This is a genomic window from Thiohalomonas denitrificans (assembly GCF_016841685.1).
GTDB classification, from domain to species: Bacteria; Pseudomonadota; Gammaproteobacteria; order Thiohalomonadales; family Thiohalomonadaceae; genus Thiohalomonas; species Thiohalomonas denitrificans_A.
This window is the reverse complement of record NZ_JAENYR010000016.1, coordinates 41,837-59,772: the sequence shown is the minus strand read 5'-3', so window position 1 is coordinate 59,772 and position 17,936 is coordinate 41,837. Positions and strand designations below refer to the sequence as shown.

Below are 17,936 nucleotides of genomic sequence, written 5' to 3'. Positions count from 1 at the left end.
GAGCCCCGGCGACGAAGTAATCTCCTGCTCCCAAAACCCCAGATTGCCGCGTCGCCGGGGCTCCTCGCAATGACGGCTGAATGTTCGTCACCGATTCGGGGCCGCGTAGCGGCGGGTACGGCTCGCAATGAAAGCGGCGGGGCAGGTCTCCAGGAGGTTGCTCATGAAGAACTCAACGGTCACCGCTTGAATTCCGAACCACGGAGCACACGGAGCACAAGGGGGAGAAAGAACCCGGACAACCCGTTTTACCCCGTGGTCCCCGCGTACCCCGTGGTTACCAGTTCGGCGCCTGCATTGAATAGCCGGGCCGGTCCATGACCGCACGATTACCGCCAAAGAGTGCCGGGCTGGTTTTTGAGGCAGATTACCCGCGCGTGCGCCTGACTGGTTACTGGATAACCACCGCCATTGGTTCCCTCGATGAACCAATGCCTTCGCCCGGCTGGTGGCCGGGCCGGGCGGTGACTATCGATGCCGGCGAATTGCGGGCGCTGGATACCGCCGGCGCCTGGCTGTTGGGAAAGTTGATCGGGGTGCTGGAAAGTCAGCAAAGGGAGTGGCGGCTCGAAAACCTGGAGGGGCATCGGCGGACACTGTTCGAACTGGTGCAGTCCCGGCAATCCGACATCCGCCCGGTGGAGCCGCCGAGACGTCAGGGCATGCTGGAGCAGGTCGGCCGGGCCAGCCACGACCATCTGAACGTGGCCAACGCACTGCTTGCTTTCATTGGGGAGTCCGCCTCCGTCCTCTTTAATCACCTGATTCGACCATGGCGCCTGCGCCTGCCGCTCATCCTGACGGAAGTGGAGGAAGCGGGTGTCCGTGCGGTGCCGATCGTGGCCCTGTTGTCTTTTCTTCTGGGGGTCACGCTGGCCTACCAGGGCAGCGTGCAGCTGCGGATCTATGGCGCCAATATCTATATCGTCGACCTCACTGCACTCACCATTTTCCGGGAGCTGGCCTCCTTGATGACTGCGGTTATTGTTGCGGGACGCACGGGTGCTGCCTACACCGCCGAAATCGGCACCATGAAGGTCACCGAGGAGCTGGATGCGCTACGCACGATTGGCATTCCCCCGTTCGATTTGCTGGTGCTGCCGCGGATTCTGGGGCTCATGATCACTCTGCCGCTGCTGACGCTGCTGGCCGACGTGACCGGGATTTTCGGCGCCATGCTGATGGCCAAGTCGCTGCTCGATATCAGCTTTCAATCGTTTCTCGATCGCATCCCCGAGGCCATTTCCATGGCCTCTTTTGTGCTGGGCCTCATCAAGGCGCCAGTGTTCGCGATGATCATCGCCGCTGTAGGCTGTTTTCAGGGTTTTCGGGTCACCGGAGCGGCCGACAGTGTCGGCCGCCAGACCACTCTCAGCGTTGTTCAGTCTATCTTTCTGGTAATCGTCGCCGATGCGGCGTTCTCGGTGCTTTTCAGCTGGTTCGGAATATAGTGACGGTTTACCGCAAGCAGGCAGGGAACGCGAAGAAACGGATGTTACGGGTCTCCCGCCACCACGTCGGCCGGTTTTTGCGATGATGAACGAAAACATCCTGGAGGTGCGCAATCTGCATACCTGCTTTGGTCGCGAATGTATCCACGAAGATCTCAACTTCGAGGTCCGGCGGGGGGAAATCTTCGCCATTGTGGGTGGCAGCGGCTCGGGCAAGACGGTGCTGCTGCGGGAGGCCCTGCTGCTGCAGGAACCGACTGCCGGGACCATCAAGGTCTTCGGTGAAACGCCGCGGCAGGTAGAAAAAAACGGTCTGCGACAACGAACCGGGGTTCTGTTTCAGCATGGCGCCCTGTTCAGCAGCCTGACTGTTCAACAGAACGTGGAGACTCCCATCATCGAACATACCACGCTGTCGCCCGGGCTTCGCCACGAACTCGGCTGTCTGAAGCTTGCCCTGGTGGGCCTGGCATCGGAGAACGGACGTAAGCTTCCGGCCCAGTTGAGTGGCGGTATGCTGAAGCGAGCGGCCCTGGCCCGTGCCCTGGCACTGGATCCGGAACTGCTGTTTCTCGATGAACCGACGGCCGGACTGGATCCGGCAAGCGCCGATGCATTGGACGACCTCATTTTACAGCTCCGCGACTCCCTGGGTCTTACCGTGGTGATGATTACCCACGATCTGGATACGCTCTGGCGGGCTGCGGATCGGGCCATCTTCCTGGGGGAGCGGCGGATTCTGGCAGGCGGGACCATGAAGCAGATAAGTGGGAGCGGGCACCCCCTGGTTAAGGCCTATTTCCAGGGTAACCGGGGTCGTGGCGCCAGGGAGGCCGCATGGAACCCCGGGTGAACTATGCACTGGTGGGACTGTTTGTCATCTTGCTGGGCGGCGGCATTGTCATCTCCACCCTGTGGTTTGCAGCGGGCGGCATTCAGCCGGAGATGCGCCGCTATCTTGCCTTTACCTCAGAGTCGGTCGACGGGCTGAACGTCGGCGCACCGGTCAGCTATCACGGCGTCAGTGTAGGTCGGGTGGCGGACATCAGCCTGGACCCGCAGGACCCGCAGCGGGTGCGGCTGCTACTGGAGGTCGTACAGGGCACGCCCGTGAAGGAGGATACCCGCGCCCTGATCGAATACCAGAGTTACGTAACCGGATTGAAGTTCGTCAACCTGACCGGAGGCAGTCCCCGGAGTCCGTCGCTTGCCCGCACTCCCGATGACCTTCCCTATCCGGTGATCCCCACCCGGGCCTCGCTGACTGCGAGCCTCGAGGAGCTTCTGCCGGAGCTGATGAAGCAGCTCAATATCGCTTCGTCCCATCTGGCGGGAATCACCGAGCGAACGGCCGCGCTGCTCAGTGACGACAATCTTCAGGCGGTCGACCGTACGCTCTCCAACCTGAATACCGTGACGGGCCAGCTCGCGGAACAGAGCCGAACCCTGGGGCGAACGCTCTCTCATGCGGAGCAGTTCACGGCGCGCGCGAACCAGGCTCTACCATCCCTGCTGGCCGAAACCCGACGGGCAATGGATGGTGCCCGGCAGGCCATGCAGACTATCGATCAGGCTGCCTCGGGGGTCGGCGAAACTACCGACAGTCTGCAGGCCGACCTCGCTCCCCGTGCCGAACGCCTGTTGGGAGACCTTTCGTCTTTCACCGAGACCCTGAGCAGCTTCACTGAGCGACTCGAACGGAGTCCCAACATGCTGCTGTTCGGTCGGGAGCGTACGCCCGGGCCCGGAGAGAGACCATGACCCGCCACGCCACCATACCCATGCTCCTCGCCCTGCTGCTGACCGGCTGCAGTGTGCCGACTCGCACTCCACCCACCATGACCTACACGCTAACGGTAGAGTCTGGAGCGCACTCACTGGAGGCCGATGGTCCGGTGATCGAGGTGGCAACACCGGTTGCCAATCCCGGATTTGCCAGCACGGGCATAGCGTATCGGGAACAGCCTTTCGAACTGGCTTATTTTGCGTTCAACGAATGGGCCGCACCGCCACCGAAAATGCTGCAGTCGCTGTTGGTCGAGGCACTGGAGGGTGGGGGTGTGTTCAGTGCGGTCGTGGACGGTTCTCAACGGCTGCGGGCCGATCGGCGTTTGCAGACGCGGCTGCTTTATCTGATCCACGACTTCAGCGGCGACATCAGTCGGCTCGAAATCGCGCTACGCGCCGTCGTCATCGATATGGCCAGTAGAGAGATCATTGTCACCCGTACATTGCGGACCTTCGAACCGGCGCCGACGGATAATGCGTATGGTGGAGTCGTGGCTGCCAACCGTGCCCTGGAGCGTCTGCTGCCCGAGGTCGTCCAGCTCTCATGGACGGGGCTGGAGCGCACGCAGAAGGCGGATTAACGGCTTCCGGCCCACACGAACCGATTAATCCGGGTGAATTGCCGGAATGTGAACTGATTCACGCTATACTCGTTCCTGCACCCCGGGCTGGGAGAAAACCGGAGCAGGTCATAAGGAACAGGCGGATAAAGGATTGTGGATGGAGATAGCAGGGGAGTGGGATCCCGGATGAATCGGGCACTGGCAACAGTCCGTGCTGCGACTGGAGTACTGACTTCGGCCCGCTGCGAGGCGGATTTGCTCCAGGGCATATGCGATGTCACGGTACGTCAGAGCGCATACCTTTTCGCATGGGTTGCCTACCCTGGCGAGGACGGGACGGTTCAGCTCCTGCAAGCGATGGCGTACGCAGGATATGAAGCCGGCTATCTGGATGAGGTGTGCGCCGGGCGGGGCTCTTCGCTCAGGGGAGCCGGCCCCACAAGTACCGCGATCCGCACCGGCAAAACAGTCATTGTCCGCAGTACCCTCGATAGCGAATCCTTCGCACCCTGGCGCGACGAAGCTGAATCCGGAGATTATCACGCCTGCATCTCCCTGCCCTTGCGCTGGAACAAAGAGATCTACGGCGCTCTCGTCATCCATGCCTCCCGGACTGATACCTTCGATCAACAGGAAGCCGAAGCGCTCGGTGAGCTCGCGGACAAGCTGTCGGCGGGCATCTACTTCCTTCGCCTGGAAAAGAATCACCAGAATGCGGAGAGGGCGCTGCGCAAGGAAAAAGAGGCACAGGAGGCCCTCAGCCGGATTCTGAGCCTGGGCCTGCGTCCGGTCTCCCTGATCGAAAAGCTGGACAAGGTTCTGGATATCCTGTTCGAGGTCTCCTGGCTCCGGTTCGAAAAGGGGGGAGCCATTTTTCTGACCAGGGGCAGGGAGCTGCGCCTGGTGATACAGCGTCACCTGAACCCCCAGCAGCAGCGTCTATGTGGCAGTATTCCGTTCGGGCACTGCCATTGCGGCCAGGCCGCAGCGCAGGGTGCCGCTGTTTTCCGCCCGCAGCTGGGTGACGATCCCCCGGCTTGTCTCGATGGCATCGTCGATCATGGCCATTATTGCCAGCCAATCCTCTCCAGCAAAGGCGTGCTCGGCGTCCTCAACCTCTATGTTTCCGCCGGCCATGTGCAAAACGATGCCGAAGCGGCCTTTGTCCGTGCCGTTTCCGATACGTTGGCGGGTATCATCGAGCGCGAATACGCCGATCAGGAGCGTCAGCGCTTGGCGGCCGTGGTCGAGGCCAGTCCCGACTACGTCTGTATCGGTGATGTCGACGCTGCCCCCAGCTATTTCAACAGTACGGCGCGGGCGCTTCTGGATCGCTGCGGCATTAGCAACAGCGCCTCCTGCAGCCTTTTTTCCGGTGAGGCCTCTGAACGGATCCGGCAGGAAGGTATCCCGACGGCGTTGCGGGACGGTATCTGGCAGTCCGAAGGCGTTATCCGTACCCAAAGCCGCGACCTGCCGGTTTCCCAGGTGATTCTGGCTCCGCGGGATGAGCGGGGGGAACCCGCTTTTCTCGCTACCATCTGCCGCGACATCAGCGATCGAAAGGAGGCGGAAACCGCAGCCGGGCAGATCGCGGTGCGGGAAAAACAGTTTGCCAATGCGGTGATCAACAGCCTTCCGGAAGTCTTTTTTCTTCTGGATTTCTCGGGGCGGCTGCTGCGTTGGAATATCAATCTCGAGCGGGAACTGGGGTACACCTCCGAGACCCTGGCACAGATGCGGTTGACCGACCTGGCGGCCGAGAGCGACTTCGAGGCCTTTGTTGAGACGTTCACCGCCGCCAGGGCCGCGGGGGTTTCCATTGAGGTAAAACTGCAGACCGCTACGGGACGGGAGATTCCTTACATCATCAATGCCATGCCGATAGACGAGCCCGAGCACACACGGGCCGCCATCGTCGGTGTGGGAATGGACATCAGCGACCGCAAATCGCTGGAGGCAGAGCTGGAGCGCCGTGCCTGTCACGATTTCCTCACCGGGCTGTTCAACCGGCACCGCTTCACGGAACACCTGGAGCGCGAGCTGGACCGCGCAGACCGCTATGAGTGTCCAGTGACGCTGATACTGCTGGACATCGACCATTTCAAGTCGGTCAACGATACTCACGGCCACGAAGTGGGCGACCGGGCCCTCAAGCATGTTGCCTCATGCCTGCAAAACGCAGTGCGCTCGGCCGACGTCCTTGCGCGCTGGGGTGGCGAGGAATTCGTCATCCTTACCCCCGAAACGCAGCTCGATAGTGGCAGGACCCTGGCAGAGAAACTGCGGGCCGAACTGGAGCGGGCGCCGTTCCCACCGGTCGGGTCCATCACGGCCAGCTTCGGAATCGCCGAGTATCAACCCCGCGAAGGCGCCGATGCCCTGCTGAAACGGGGGGACGACGCTCTCTATGCCGCCAAGCACGCGGGCCGCAACTGCGTCCACTCGGGTTGAGCGGTACGCTACTGCGTTTCTTCCAAACGACATTCACGGGAAAACAGGATGGAAAGTGCATACTTCCCTACCCACTCCCGGACTTCCCATGGGCCCTCCCCGGTGTGCAGTGATCCTGCCCGGCCGGGAATTGGCCCCTGCAGGTCGGACTTCAGGCCGGCACGACAGTCAGACTGGAGTGATCCGGGGGTGAGCAGCCGGGCGCGGTCGGTGCTCCGTGTTACGGTTCCGGGCGATGTTTCGAAGGCAAAAAAAAACGGCAGCGGGTGAGCTGCCGTAAAGGGGGTAGTACTCAGCAAGTGGTGCACCGTACAGGGACGGTTTTCAGTCCCCGGGACGGACCGCCGTACCACGGTCGTCCCCATAATCCGCCGGCTGCTCTTAAATCCCGAGCCGACGCATCAGGATTAAGAATGAGTCTAATTATCGATAGTTTGGCTGTCAACTGTTTCCGCAATGTCATGGTCCGGCATTGAGTATCGTGATGGCCTGAAGGCCGACCTTCAGGAGGCCAGTTCCCGGGCGGGGTCGATGGCTGCCAGCCCGCTCTCCAGGTCGGGGTAGCGCAGTCTGACGCCCAGCTCTTCCGTCAAGCGACGGTTGTCCAGGCGGCGCGATTCGGTCAGATAGGAGAGCATCGCCGCACTGAGCCGGTCTTCCGCTTCGGCCATCGACACTTCGGGAGGCGCCGGCAGACCCAGCCTTGTCGCCACTGCCTTGAAGTAGCCGGTCATGGTACCGGGGTGTCCATCGCTAACGTTGTAGATGGTATCCGCCTGGCCACGTTCGGCGGCGGCGCGGCAGGCGGCGACCAGATCTTCCACGTGGATACGGCTGGTGTAACCACATTCCGATTCCCGCAACACCGGCAACCTCTTGCGCAGCCGCGTAACCGGTAGCCGCCTCGGGCCATAGATCCCGCCTACCCGCAGGATCACCACCGGGACCTGCTGTTGCCGGCCCCAGCCCCGTAGCCGGTTTTCGGCATCCAGACGGCGTCGTGCTCGATCGGTTTCGGGATGCGGTTCGGCCGTTTCATCCACCCGGGCGCCGGCACGATCGCCATAGATGCCGCTGGTGCTGATGTAGACCACGCGCATCGGAGGGGCTTGCGAAGCTGCTTCAAGGAAGGCCGCCATGCGCGGGTCACTAATTCCCTCGGGCGGTGGCGGTGCGAAGTAGTACACCAGCGAACCGGCGGTCGGCAGTTCCTCCAGCGTAGCGGCTCGATCCAGGTCGCCAAGCACCATTCGAACCCCCGCCCGATCGCTGTCGGCCGACTCCGGATGACGGGTCAGGCCACTGACGACAGTGCCTGAACTTCGATACGTTGCGGCCACGCGGCGCCCGACATCGCCAAAACCGATAATAAAGACTCTATCCAAAACAGCACCCGAATGTGGCAAACTAGTCTAATACCTGACTATTTTAACCCGAATTGTTCAGCGCCTCCGGCGCCACGGCCTCCGATAATAGTCATTATCTTTGTGTTCGTGGCGCCCTTGGGTGAACATTCGGGTTAGTTTTGCTGACTGAATGCGATCAAAGGACCACCCATGAGTAGAGTCGAAGTTCAACCGAGCGGCCACGCCTTCAACACCGAAGATGATGAGAGCATTCTTGATGCGGCGCTGCGTAGCGGATATGCCTTTCCCTACGGTTGCCGTAACGGTGCCTGCGGGGCCTGCAAGGGCAAAGTGAGGCGGGGCGAAGTCCGATATGACGATGAGCCGATGGCCATTACCGGTGAAGAGCAGGAAGAGGGCTATGCGCTGTTCTGCATCGCCAAGCCGGAAGGTGATGTGGCGGTCGAGGTGCATGAAATTGCCGCTTCAGAAGAGATACCGGTCAAGCAATACCCGGCAAAGGTCAGCCGCCTGGAGCGGATTGGCGAAGTCATGCGCTTATGGCTGAAGCTCCCGGAAGAGAGCCGCATGCAATTTCTCGCCGGTCAATATGTGCAGTTCATTATGGAGGATGGTCGGAAGCGCTCCTTCTCCCTCGCCAATGCACCACACCAGGATGACCTGCTGGAGTTCCACATCCGCCATGTCGAGGGCGGTCGTTTCACCGAACGCGCCTTCTCCGAGATGAAGGAGGGCGACATCATCCGTATCGAGGGCCCGCACGGCAGCTTTTTCCTGCGCGAAGATTCGGATCGCCCCATTTTGATGCTTGTCACGGGTACCGGTTTCGGCCCGGTGAAGGGAATTATCGAACACGCCCTGGCCGAGGGCTGCACCCGGCCCATCTATCTCTACTGGGGCGCGCGATCGATCGATGAACTCTACCTCGACGAGCTGGCCAGGCGCTGGGATGCCGAGCACGAGAATGTCCATTACCGGCCCGTCCTTTCGCGCCCCGGTGACGATTGGAAAGGGCGCACCGGCTATGTGCAGAACGCTGCCGCCGCCGACTTCGACGACCTGAGCGGCTTCGAAATGTATGCCTGTGGCCATCCCGATATGGTCTACACCGCACGAGATAGTTTGGGGGAGAAGGGACTGCAGGCCGATCACTGCTTTGGCGATGCCTTTGAATGGGCCAAGGACTGATCGGATATCCCGTTACCCCGGCCCTCTCTCGGAAAGGGTGAAGGGAAGGGGACCGGGAAGTCAGCCGGTAGCTTTCGCCAGGTTCGGCACAGGCAGTTTTTCCCCTCCCGAGGAGGCGGCGCAGGCGCTGCCGGTGGCTTGTTCGAGCCCTTTTCGGAAGCATTCCCGGGATTTCTCTCCCTCGCCGAGTCGCGCCAGCAGATGTCCCAGCTCGCAATAGGTCTCTGCCCGGGGGGCGGCGCCGAGGCTCGCCTCCAGGTAGGCGCGCGCCTTGCCCCAAAGATCGGCGCGGACGGCGATACGGCCGAGGCTAAGGAGGAGGTCGGGTTGACGGTCGTGATCCGCAAGCCAGGACTCGGCGACCGAGAGCTGCCGACCCGGATCGTCTGACTGAACCAACCCGTAGAGCCGAACCAGCTCCGGATCCCAGATCTGGCGAATGCCGCCAACCAGCAGCTTCTCCGCATCCTGGTTTTCGCCGACCCGAAGCAGTTCCTCCACATAGAGACGCAGCAGTTCACCATTTCGTTGTCCGCGGGGCACCCGCTCCCAGATCTCCCGCAGCGAAGAGGCGCTCTGGCCCGGCCGGCGCAGAAGCTTCGCATGGGCCTTGCGCTCCAGGGTGTCTATCGCCTCGGGCTCCAGTACTTTCTGCCGGCGCAGTTCCGGAAGCAGTTCCAGCAGATCCTTCCAGCTCCCCAGCTGTTCGTAAAGGCGACGCAGCAGGTTGAGCACATAACCGTGCTTGGGTGCGATGGAACGCAAGTGCATGAGCGTCGCCAGGGCGTGCTCGGTCTGTCCATGGGAGAGTTGGACCTCGGCCTGCGTGAACCCCACCGCCAGCTCAGCTTCCGGCATGCTCTGATGGGCCTGGGCCAGGTACCTGTCCCTGCGTTCGTCGGCACCCTGCTTCTGTGCCGCGCGCGCCGCGCCGAGGTAATTGATCAGCGGGATTTCGCTGTCGGCGCCATTGCGGATCAGATAACGTTCCCCACGCTTCCAGTCGCATTCGGCGAGGGCCAGCAGGCCGCGCTGCGTACTGCGACGGGCCTTTCGCAGCCTCTGCTCCCGGCGCCAATGGGCCATACGCCCGGGAATCCGCCAACCGTTGACGAGCAGCCGCACCAACAAGTGAAGCGCGACGAAAGTCAGAGTGATGACGATCAACAGCAGGCTGAGACTGGATTCGACGGTCCATTCACCCCAGGAGAGCAAGACATAACCGGAGTCCTCCTGGACCAGGAGTGCCAGTCCCACCACGCCTACCAGAACCAGCAGCGCTATCAGGAGGAACTTCATGGCGTAGCCTCCTCCCGTTCATTGGGCTCGGACTCCGGGGTCGTGGCAGGCGTCTGTTCGGAAGCGGTCTCTCGCTTTTCTTCGGTCAGGTGCGCTCGGACGCGCTTCAAGACTCGCAGCGATTCGCTGATTTCCGGCAGTTCGGGGCTGACCTCGATGCCTTGCACCTCTTTCAGGGTCTCCAGTGCCCCGCGCGTAGCGGCGGCTTCTCCGGCAAAGTAGCGGTTCAGCCACTCTCCCGCCTCGGCCAGGCTTGATCGGTAGATTTTCGGATTACCCTCGACTAGTGCCAAGCGCGCGGTTTCCAGTTTCAGTCGCAGGTTCTGGTGCAGGAAATAGCGCTCTTGCGGAGCAAGCAGTGGAATCGGGGCACCGGCTTCTTCGTGCTGGCGGATGGCCACCAACGAGCGGATATCCCTCCACACGGCTTCCAGGAACTCTTTCCAGTTCGAGACGTTTTCAGGCGCCCGGGGCGGCTCTTCGATCCCTGACGTGCCCCGCTGTTCGGTCTGATAGGGACCCGCAACAGGCAGAGCGTCCACCGTGTCGATAAGACCGGTCAGCCGGATCGCCGCATTCTTCCAATCGGCACCGCCGATATTGCGTAGTGCCTGCATCTCTTTGGAGATCGCCTCTCGCACCGGCAGGAAAGCGGGGTCCCCCAAGGCGATTAGCCGTTGCTCCGCCTCTCTGAGCGCTACCTCTGCGCCCTGCACATCACGTGCCAGGCGCAGTCGGTGGTTGGCAATGCGCAGCAGGTGTTCGACTTCGGACACGGTCCAGCCGGTACGATCCTGGCCCAGACGGGAGCGCACCTCGACGATGGCCTGCTGAAGCTCGCGGGTGCGGGCTTCGAGTTGCAGATCGCCCTTGCGTGCGGCCTCGGTGATCTCCTTGGACTGCTGCCGAATACGACGGTCGATGCCTGCCTCCAGTTCGGAGATGGAATCGTGCAAGTCGCTGTTGGTGGCCACCACCCGAGCGGTAGTGTCTTGCTGTTGCTGCCAGAGGTACCAGTTACCTGCCCCGGCTCCGATGGCCACAAGCAGCGCCAGCAATGCCAGAAAAAGAGCACCGCCTCCGCCCCGTTTTGGCTTCGGTTGGTCGGAAGGGCTCGCGTCCTGTCTGGCACCGGGTCCGCTTCGCTTCGGTGCCGACTTACCGGAAGCTTTCGCTTCCTGCCGGGTACCGGGTCGTTTGCGGTCGGGTCGTTTGGTCGGCGCTTTTTGTTCGGTTTGGTCCTGCCCGCTCTTTTCACTCATCGGGTCTTAATCCTGGAGGTTGGTTTGCGCCCAGGCTGCAATAGCAGCCACCAGGGCTTCGTCACCCGGTTCCCGGGCCACCACAAGGGGGCCGCGGAAACCGGAATCACGCGCCTTTTCGGCAATGCGCGGATGGAAAACGGCCAGAGGCAGTACATGCAGTGTTTCGTTCCGTTCGATCCCAATCAGTCGCTCCAGATTGGCCAGCGCCTCGAAACTGGTGGCGGTTACCACATCGACCGCTGTCGGGTCGATGTCCGGCATCGTTTCGGGCATCGAGCGCCGATAGACGTTGGCATAGTCCACGGCGGCACCGCGCCTGCGGAGCCCGTCGGCGAGCCGTTCGCGACCCTGTTCACCTCTGATGATCAAGACTCGGCAACCGCTCACATCATCCAGTTGCGGCATGGCGAGCAGGGCCTCGCTGTCGCCGCCCTCCGCTATCAGGTCCGCTACTCGGCCGAGTCGTTCCAGTTGCGCCGCGGTGCCCTTGCCTACGGTCGCTACGGTAGGCCCTTGCGGAAGAGGTTTTTTCAGCAGTTCGAAGGCGAAGGTGGCCGCATTGGGGCTGATAAAAACAACGATGTCGTAGGTCGAAACCCGAGCCAATGCCTGCCGCGCCGCCTCCGGGTCACGGGGAGCGGTAATCGCCAGGGTCGGATAGGCGACCGGCTCGCCCCCGGCTGCCGCAATCAGACGGCAAAGGTTCTCCGCCTGATGAGCCGGGCGCGTTACCAGCACCCGCAACCCTTTCAACTCACCCTTCTGCATAGACCTCTTTGAGGATTTCACCGGCGCCGCGGGAGAGCAGGTCTTCGGCGAGCACCCTGCCCAACTCCTCGGCATCCTCCGGACGGCCGCTGATGCTGCCCCGCACCACTTCGCTACCGTCGGGACGGGCGACCAGTCCGCGCAGGACGATCACGCCGTGTTCCAGCTCGGCGTAGCCCGCCAGCGGCACTTGGCAACCCCCCTCAAGCCGGCGGCTCATGGCACGCTCGGCGGTCACCCGGATATGGGTTTCCCGGTGATCGAGGACAGCAATCAGTTCATTCATCGCAGGATCATCGCTGCGGCATTCGATGCCCACCGCCCCCTGTCCGACCGCAGGCAGACTGACGCTGGTATCCAGCAGCTGGGTGATACGGTCTTCGAACCGGAGGCGTTTCAGTCCCGCGGCCGCCAGAATGATGGCGTCATAGTCACCATTGTCCAGTTTGGCCAGTCGGGTATTGACGTTGCCGCGCAGGAATTTCACCTGCAGATCCGGGCGAAGCGCCATGATCTGCGACTGCCGGCGCAGGCTCGATGTGCCCACAATGGCACCTTCGGGCAGTGTCTCGAAACCGTCATGATGGTTGGAGACGAAGGCATCGCGGGGGTCCTCCCGGATGCAGACCACCGGTACGTGAAGTCCCTCGGGGATCTCCTCCTCCACCGGTACGTCTTTCATCGAATGCACGGCGATGTCGGCATCACCGCGCAGGATGCCGTCCTCCAGCTCCTTGATGAACAGCCCCTTGCCCCCGACCTTGGCGAGCGGCACATCGAGGATCTTGTCGCCCTTGGACTCCATGGTGACGAGCTCCACCTCGAGATCCGGGTGGGCGTGCTTGAGGGCACTGGCGACGAATTCCGCCTGCCACAGGGCAAGCTGGCTTTTGCGGGTTGCAATACGAATCGTTCTGGACATTAGGCTTCGTGGCAATTGATGGCGGCACAGGGCCGCGAAAATGGTATCGTCCAATCATACACGGTCCCGGCCTGAGGGGGCTAACGCCCGATTATCTGCCCGAGTACAGGCGAGCCATGGTCTGCGTGTCGTCGAGCGGACAAGGATCTCTCCACAGCCGGGGGGTATCAAGGACTTGCTTCAAACTATGTCGAACGCCCAGGGTAAACGCACCCTCTTGCCCTCGCTTCCAGGTACGCAGTCGCCCGAATGCCTGTTGCCCGGCTTGTGTCCGGCCGTCTATCCTGAACCGTGTAGACCACCCTGGAGGAGGGGATGGAGATGAAGGGACTGCTATCGCGGGCACTGCTGCTTACCGCTTTGATGGCCGCGATGCCGATATTTGCCGGAGTAACCGTTCCGGTCACCAGTGATCTGCAGGCTGAGGGGAAACTGGCGCGGGAGCGTAACGTCCCGCTGCTGATGATGTTCTATGCGGAGCATTGCTATTACTGCACGCGCGTTGAGGAGGATTTCCTCGAGCCGATGCTGATTAGCGGCGATTACACGGAAAAGGTGATCATTCGCCGTGTCGATCTGGAGAACCTTCGCCGCATTACCGACTTTGACGGTACTTCCGTTTCCGTTTCTGATTTCGCCGGGCGTTATGAGGTGCGGGTAACGCCGACCCTGGTCTATGTGGATAGCGATGGACGGCAGCTGGCGGAAAACATGGTCGGCCTGACCACGCCCGATTTTTATGGTGACTACATCGATCGCCGCATCAAGACCGCGCTTGATCAGCTCCGGGAGAAAACCGTCCGCGCCGCCGCCATCGAGTTTCCGGATTAAAATCTGGACTGAGTCCCCGCGCTGGTTTGCCGTAGGCCGAGTTACCATAAACTCTTTACGTGATTTCTCGCTTGAGGTCCTAAGTCCCTGCCTCTGCGCGCTTTTCCCGGTTGTCCACAAAAGCTGTGGATAACTTTGTGGATGGTTTGAGGAAATGTGCTTCAACGCCGCACCACCTCGCGCTTCGATTTAGATTGGGTAATTTTTAACCATTCGGAATATGGCATTATAAATCAGACACTTAAACGTTCACGAGAGAGGTTGCACCTAACCAGGTTCAGCTTGACTTTGCCCCGTTCGGTGCTACGTCGGCGGGTGTGAATAAACCGGGAATTCAAATGGATACAGCCTCCAGCAGCGCCTTCACCTCGCTGGCGTGTCGCCGGCTGATTTCGGGCCGTTCGGCAGTGCCTGCCAAAATCGCGCGGTAACCGCCACCGACCCGCTCCATGCCCAGCAATCGCTCACGTACTACCAGTGCATTGCGGTGGATGCGAACCAGCCCCTCACCGAATTGCTGCGCGAGGATCCTCAAGGACTGCTCCAGTAGTGCCTCGCCGCCCCCCTCGTAGTAAACGGTCACATACTTGCTGTCGGCCTGAAAATAGATGATGGCCGCCAGCGGCAGCAGGCGTACGCCCCCTCTTTGTTGGATGCGCAGGGAGTCGGGTTTTTCCGTTTCGCCCGGCAGGCGCTGGACCACCCGCGCCAAGGCCCGCTCCAGGCGCTCGCGTCGGACGGGTTTCAGAAGGTAATCTATCGCCTCCAGGTTGAAGGCTTCCAGGGCATGCTGTTCAAAGGCGGTGGTGAATATCACCGCCGGCGGGGAATCGAGTTCGGCCATCCGGTGTGCGGCATCCAACCCATCCACACCCGGCATGCGGATATCGAGCAGTACAACGTCCGGTCTGCCCTCGGCTGCCGCCTTGAGCGCGGCCTCACCATCGGCCGCTTCGCCGATCACCTCCGCATCAAGTCCCTCCAGCAGTCGCCGCAGCCGGGAGCGTGCAGGGGCCTCATCATCTACAATCAACACCTTCATCAATCCTCACTCCTTTCCGGAATGCGCAGCCGCGCCCGGTACTCGTCGCCTTTTCGCTCCACCACCAGCTCACTTTCGGGTCCATAGCGGCCGGCAAGACGCTGACGGATGTTATCGATGGCCATCCGGTTGCCGCCGGTGCGGGGCGTCCCGTTTTCCATTTCCGGATTGACCACTTCGATATCGATAAATCGGCCGGATCGGCGGCCATTAATGCGTATCGTCCCGCCGCTGGCAAGGGGCTCTATCCCGTGATAGACGGCGTTTTCCACCAGCGGCTGCAGGACCAGCGGTGGTATTGCCCAGTGATCGGGAATGGCATCCACATCCCATTTGATCCTGAGCCGGTGGCCAAGCCGCAGCTGTTCGATGGCCAGATAAGCGCGGGTCAGTGACAGCTCGTCCGCAAACGGCACCAGGGTTCGACTGTCGCTCAGGCTCGCGCGGAACAGGTCAGCCAGATCCTCCAGCGCCTGTTCGGCAAGCTCCGGATGTTTATGGGTCAGACTGGCGGCGGTATTCAGGCTATTGAACAGGAAATGCGGTCGGATGCGCGCCTGCAGCGCCTGAAGCCGCGCCTCCGACTTCGCCTCCACCTGCAGCCGCCACTGATGGCGGATATAGAAATAGCGCAGGATGATCCCCGCGACGATGGCGCCGACGGCCAGATTGCGGGCGACAAACTGAAAGTGTCCCTCCGGTTCACCGGGCAGCCCATCCAGCAGCAGGTGATAGGCCCCCTCACTGAGCAGAAGCACCAGCACGACCAACAGCAGGTAGCTTGCCGTCCCCGCACCGATATCCCCCAAACGGCTGAGCGGCTTGCGCAAAACACAAAGCAGCACCGCCCCGGACAGTCCCGCCCACTGCATGAACAGCGAACTCAGCGCCAAATCATCCCATATCCGTTCCGGCTGACTGCCCGCCAGTACCAGAACAATGGCAAACAGCTCCGACAGCACCACCACCCCAAACACCATCGGCAGGGCACAAAAGTCCGGCAGGAAACCTCCCCGTTGATCGCTGTCCGTCGCTTCGCTCGCCATATTCGCTAGTCTCTGCATTCAAACTGCATCATAACCACGACAAAGTCCTCAGGTAACCCTGGCTAGTGGCTAGCTAGTGGCTAGTGGCGAGTGGCGAGGGGCGAGTGGCGAGGGGCGAGGGGCGAGGAGTGAAAGGGTGAGAGGCAACTCTCATTTCTCATCCCTCATTTCTCATCCCTCATCCCTCATCCCTCGCCACTCGCCACTAGCCACTAGCCACTAGCCATTAGCCACTAGCCCTTCAGTGTTATACTCCCCCCATTCCATTCCCCGACCGGTTATGTCCCGCAATGACTGACGAAAATACCGTTGAAAAGCCCTGGACCGGGCGTTTTACCGAACCCACCGACGCCTTCGTCGAGGCCTTCGGTGCCTCCGTCGGCTTCGACCAGCGCATCTACAAGCAGGACATCCGCGGCTCCATCGCCCATGCCAGGATGCTGGCCCACGTCGGTGTGCTCAGCGAGGCAGAACGCGATGACATCATCCGCGGCCTGACGAGGATCGAGGCCGAAATCGAAGCGGGCGACTTCCAATGGTCCATCGCCCTGGAAGATGTTCACATGAACATCGAAAAGCGTCTCACCGACATGATCGGCGACGCCGGCAAGAAGCTGCACACCGGCCGCTCACGCAACGACCAGGTCGCCACCGACATCCGTCTCTATCTGCGGGACGAAATCGACGCGGCCATTGCCCCGGAACTGAAGCGCCTGCAAAGCAACCTGATTGACCTCGCCGAGCACGAAGCCGACACCATCATGCCCGGCTTCACCCACCTGCAGACGGCACAGCCCATCACCTTCGGCCACCACATGCTCGCCTGGAACGAGATGCTCCAGCGTGACGCCGAACGGTTGCAGGACTGCCGCAAGCGCATCAACGTCATGCCCCTCGGGTCCGCTGCCCTGGCCGGCACCACCTATCCTATCGACCGCGATTTCGCGGCAAAAGAACTCGGCTTCGACCGTCCCACTCGCAACTCCCTCGACGGCGTCTCCGATCGCGACTTCGCCATCGAGTTTCTCAGCTGGGCCTCCCTGCTGCTGATGCACATGTCCCGCTTTTCCGAAGAGCTCATTCTCTGGAGTTCCAGCCAGTTCGACTGGGTCGACCTCGGCGACGCCTTCTGCACCGGCTCCTCCATCATGCCGCAGAAGAAAAACCCCGACGTCCCCGAACTGGTGCGAGGCAAAACCGGCCGCGTCTATGGCCACCTTACCAGTCTCCTAACCCTCATGAAGGGCCAGCCGCTGGCCTACAACAAAGACAACCAGGAAGACAAGGAGCCCCTGTTTGACACCATCGACACCGTCAGAGGTTGCCTGCGCGTCTACGCCGACATGATGGCCCGCATCCAGGTCAAACCCGACAACATGCGCGAAGCCGCCCGCCGCGGCTTCTCCACCGCCACCGACCTCGCCGACTACCTGGTCCGCAAGGGCGTGCCATTTCGGGATGCCCACGAGATCGTCGGCAAGGCCGTCAAGCTGGGCGTGGACACCGGGCGCGACCTCTCCGAGATGAACCTGGAGGAGTTGCAGCAGTTCTCCGGTGCGATTGGCGAGGATGTGTTTGAGGTATTGACGCTGGAGGGATCGGTGGCGGCGCGGGATCATATCGGCGGAACGGCACCGAAACAGGTCAAAGCCGGGGTGCAGGCCGCCCGCGCTCTGTTGTAGTCTCACTTGAGACGATTAGCAGGGACGAGGGCAAACGCTCCGGAGAGTGATCATGGAAAAACTATCCGCCTCGGACATAGCCGAATACCCCTCGACCAGCGCATCCAGCTCGTTGAAGACCTTTGGGACTCTATCGCCGAACTACCCGAGGCGGTGGCTGTCCCCGAGTGGCACAAAGATGAACTGGAAAAGAGACTCGAGTTATCACGCTGATCCGTCGCAGGGGACGCCATGGCAAGAGGTTCGGGAAAGGGTTCTAAGGGACTGACC

General features: G+C 61.5%; 16 protein-coding genes. 9 read left to right on the top strand and 7 right to left on the bottom strand.

Annotation, left to right across the window (positions count from 1 at the left end; genetic code table 11):
• Positions 1-317 precede the first annotated feature (317 nt).
• The 5 genes from Q7L05_RS05435 to Q7L05_RS05415 all read left to right on the top strand — a co-directional run bounded on the left by Q7L05_RS05435 (position 318) and on the right by Q7L05_RS05415 (position 6,256).
• Complete coding sequence (locus tag Q7L05_RS05435) at positions 318-1,451, top strand: MlaE family ABC transporter permease (RefSeq protein ID WP_303903104.1); 1,134 nt, start codon at positions 318-320, stop codon at positions 1,449-1,451.
• 82 nt (positions 1,452-1,533) lie between these two features.
• Complete coding sequence (locus Q7L05_RS05430) at positions 1,534-2,304, top strand: ABC transporter ATP-binding protein (protein ID WP_303903101.1); 771 nt, start codon at positions 1,534-1,536, stop codon at positions 2,302-2,304.
• Complete coding sequence (locus tag Q7L05_RS05425) at positions 2,289-3,212, top strand: MlaD family protein (protein ID WP_303903099.1); 924 nt, start codon at positions 2,289-2,291, stop codon at positions 3,210-3,212. Before Q7L05_RS05430 ends, Q7L05_RS05425 begins: the two co-directional genes overlap by 16 nt.
• Entirely contained in the window at positions 3,209-3,820 is a 612-nt protein-coding gene (locus Q7L05_RS05420) for an ABC-type transport auxiliary lipoprotein family protein (RefSeq protein WP_303903095.1), read from the top strand. Before Q7L05_RS05425 ends, Q7L05_RS05420 begins: the two co-directional genes overlap by 4 nt.
• A 168-nt stretch (positions 3,821-3,988) precedes the next feature.
• Positions 3,989-6,256: a sensor domain-containing diguanylate cyclase gene (locus Q7L05_RS05415; protein WP_303903092.1), complete on the top strand. Its 2,268-nt coding sequence runs from the start codon at positions 3,989-3,991 to the stop codon at positions 6,254-6,256.
• A 503-nt stretch (positions 6,257-6,759) separates the two neighbouring features.
• On the opposite strand, the gene Q7L05_RS05410 is transcribed toward Q7L05_RS05415, so the two are convergent.
• Positions 6,760-7,641 (bottom strand): SDR family oxidoreductase, encoded by an 882-nt coding sequence (locus Q7L05_RS05410; protein WP_303903089.1) that lies wholly within the window; start codon positions 7,639-7,641, stop codon positions 6,760-6,762.
• A 171-nt stretch (positions 7,642-7,812) separates the two neighbouring features.
• Between Q7L05_RS05410 and Q7L05_RS05405 the strand changes: the two genes are divergently transcribed.
• Positions 7,813-8,811 (top strand): CDP-6-deoxy-delta-3,4-glucoseen reductase, encoded by a 999-nt coding sequence (locus Q7L05_RS05405; protein ID WP_303903087.1) that lies wholly within the window; start codon positions 7,813-7,815, stop codon positions 8,809-8,811.
• Positions 8,812-8,871: 60 nt separating this feature from the next.
• On the opposite strand, the gene Q7L05_RS05400 is transcribed toward Q7L05_RS05405, so the two are convergent.
• Genes Q7L05_RS05400 through hemC form a run of 4 tightly spaced genes read right to left on the bottom strand, consistent with a single transcriptional unit; the run spans position 8,872 to position 13,065 of the window.
• The gene (locus Q7L05_RS05400) at positions 8,872-10,110 is read right to left on the bottom strand and encodes a heme biosynthesis HemY N-terminal domain-containing protein (protein WP_303903085.1); all 1,239 of its coding nucleotides are present in this window, start codon (positions 10,108-10,110) and stop codon (positions 8,872-8,874) included.
• Positions 10,107-11,372, bottom strand: coding sequence for a uroporphyrinogen-III C-methyltransferase (locus Q7L05_RS05395; protein WP_303903082.1), 1,266 nt, complete (start codon positions 11,370-11,372; stop codon positions 10,107-10,109). The genes Q7L05_RS05400 and Q7L05_RS05395 overlap by 4 nt, the downstream gene beginning before the upstream one ends.
• Positions 11,373-11,378: 6 nt before the next feature.
• The gene (locus Q7L05_RS05390) at positions 11,379-12,143 is read right to left on the bottom strand and encodes a uroporphyrinogen-III synthase (protein WP_303903079.1); all 765 of its coding nucleotides are present in this window, start codon (positions 12,141-12,143) and stop codon (positions 11,379-11,381) included.
• Positions 12,130-13,065, bottom strand: coding sequence for a hydroxymethylbilane synthase (gene hemC / locus Q7L05_RS05385; protein ID WP_303903076.1), 936 nt, complete (start codon positions 13,063-13,065; stop codon positions 12,130-12,132). The genes Q7L05_RS05390 and hemC overlap by 14 nt, the downstream gene beginning before the upstream one ends.
• Positions 13,066-13,386: 321 nt before the next feature.
• On the opposite strand from hemC, the gene Q7L05_RS05380 reads away from it, so the two are divergent.
• Positions 13,387-13,896: a thioredoxin family protein gene (locus Q7L05_RS05380; RefSeq protein ID WP_303903074.1), complete on the top strand. Its 510-nt coding sequence runs from the start codon at positions 13,387-13,389 to the stop codon at positions 13,894-13,896.
• 334 nt (positions 13,897-14,230) lie between these two features.
• On the opposite strand, the gene Q7L05_RS05375 is transcribed toward Q7L05_RS05380, so the two are convergent.
• Both Q7L05_RS05375 and Q7L05_RS05370 read right to left on the bottom strand, forming a co-directional pair.
• A complete protein-coding gene (locus Q7L05_RS05375) occupies positions 14,231-14,938 on the bottom strand; it encodes a LytR/AlgR family response regulator transcription factor (RefSeq protein WP_303903071.1) in 708 nt (235 codons plus the stop codon).
• Positions 14,938-16,002 (bottom strand): sensor histidine kinase, encoded by a 1,065-nt coding sequence (locus Q7L05_RS05370; protein ID WP_303903068.1) that lies wholly within the window; start codon positions 16,000-16,002, stop codon positions 14,938-14,940. Before Q7L05_RS05370 ends, Q7L05_RS05375 begins: the two co-directional genes overlap by 1 nt.
• A gap of 272 nt (positions 16,003-16,274) precedes the next feature.
• On the opposite strand from Q7L05_RS05370, the gene argH reads away from it, so the two are divergent.
• On the top strand, positions 16,275-17,666 hold the full coding sequence (gene argH, locus Q7L05_RS05365; protein ID WP_303903065.1) for an argininosuccinate lyase: 1,392 nt from the start codon (positions 16,275-16,277) through the stop codon (positions 17,664-17,666).
• Between the two features lie 6 nt (positions 17,667-17,672).
• Entirely contained in the window at positions 17,673-17,879 is a 207-nt protein-coding gene (locus Q7L05_RS17405) for an addiction module protein (RefSeq protein WP_317623094.1), read from the top strand.
• The last annotated feature ends 57 nt before the right edge of the window (positions 17,880-17,936 follow it).

What these genes read in the sequence shown, in the direction of transcription:
- Q7L05_RS05405 (WP_303903087.1), top strand. Translation starts at nt 7,813, where the DNA reads ATGAGTAGAGTCGAAGTTCAACCGAGCGGCCACGCCTTCAACACCGAA.
- Q7L05_RS05375 (WP_303903071.1), bottom strand. Translation starts at nt 14,938, where the DNA reads ATGAAGGTGTTGATTGTAGATGATGAGGCCCCTGCACGCTCCCGGCTG.
- Q7L05_RS05435 (WP_303903104.1), top strand. Translation starts at nt 318, where the DNA reads ATGACCGCACGATTACCGCCAAAGAGTGCCGGGCTGGTTTTTGAGGCA.
- Q7L05_RS05400 (WP_303903085.1), bottom strand. Translation starts at nt 10,110, where the DNA reads ATGAAGTTCCTCCTGATAGCGCTGCTGGTTCTGGTAGGCGTGGTGGGA.
- Q7L05_RS05430 (WP_303903101.1), top strand. Translation starts at nt 1,534, where the DNA reads ATGATGAACGAAAACATCCTGGAGGTGCGCAATCTGCATACCTGCTTT.
- Q7L05_RS05420 (WP_303903095.1), top strand. Translation starts at nt 3,209, where the DNA reads ATGACCCGCCACGCCACCATACCCATGCTCCTCGCCCTGCTGCTGACC.
- Q7L05_RS05380 (WP_303903074.1), top strand. Translation starts at nt 13,387, where the DNA reads ATGAAGGGACTGCTATCGCGGGCACTGCTGCTTACCGCTTTGATGGCC.
- Q7L05_RS05395 (WP_303903082.1), bottom strand. Translation starts at nt 11,372, where the DNA reads ATGAGTGAAAAGAGCGGGCAGGACCAAACCGAACAAAAAGCGCCGACC.
- hemC (WP_303903076.1), bottom strand. Translation starts at nt 13,065, where the DNA reads ATGTCCAGAACGATTCGTATTGCAACCCGCAAAAGCCAGCTTGCCCTG.
- Q7L05_RS05390 (WP_303903079.1), bottom strand. Translation starts at nt 12,143, where the DNA reads ATGCAGAAGGGTGAGTTGAAAGGGTTGCGGGTGCTGGTAACGCGCCCG.
- argH (WP_303903065.1), top strand. Translation starts at nt 16,275, where the DNA reads ATGACTGACGAAAATACCGTTGAAAAGCCCTGGACCGGGCGTTTTACC.
- Q7L05_RS05415 (WP_303903092.1), top strand. Translation starts at nt 3,989, where the DNA reads ATGAATCGGGCACTGGCAACAGTCCGTGCTGCGACTGGAGTACTGACT.
- Q7L05_RS05370 (WP_303903068.1), bottom strand. Translation starts at nt 16,002, where the DNA reads ATGCAGAGACTAGCGAATATGGCGAGCGAAGCGACGGACAGCGATCAA.
- Q7L05_RS05425 (WP_303903099.1), top strand. Translation starts at nt 2,289, where the DNA reads ATGGAACCCCGGGTGAACTATGCACTGGTGGGACTGTTTGTCATCTTG.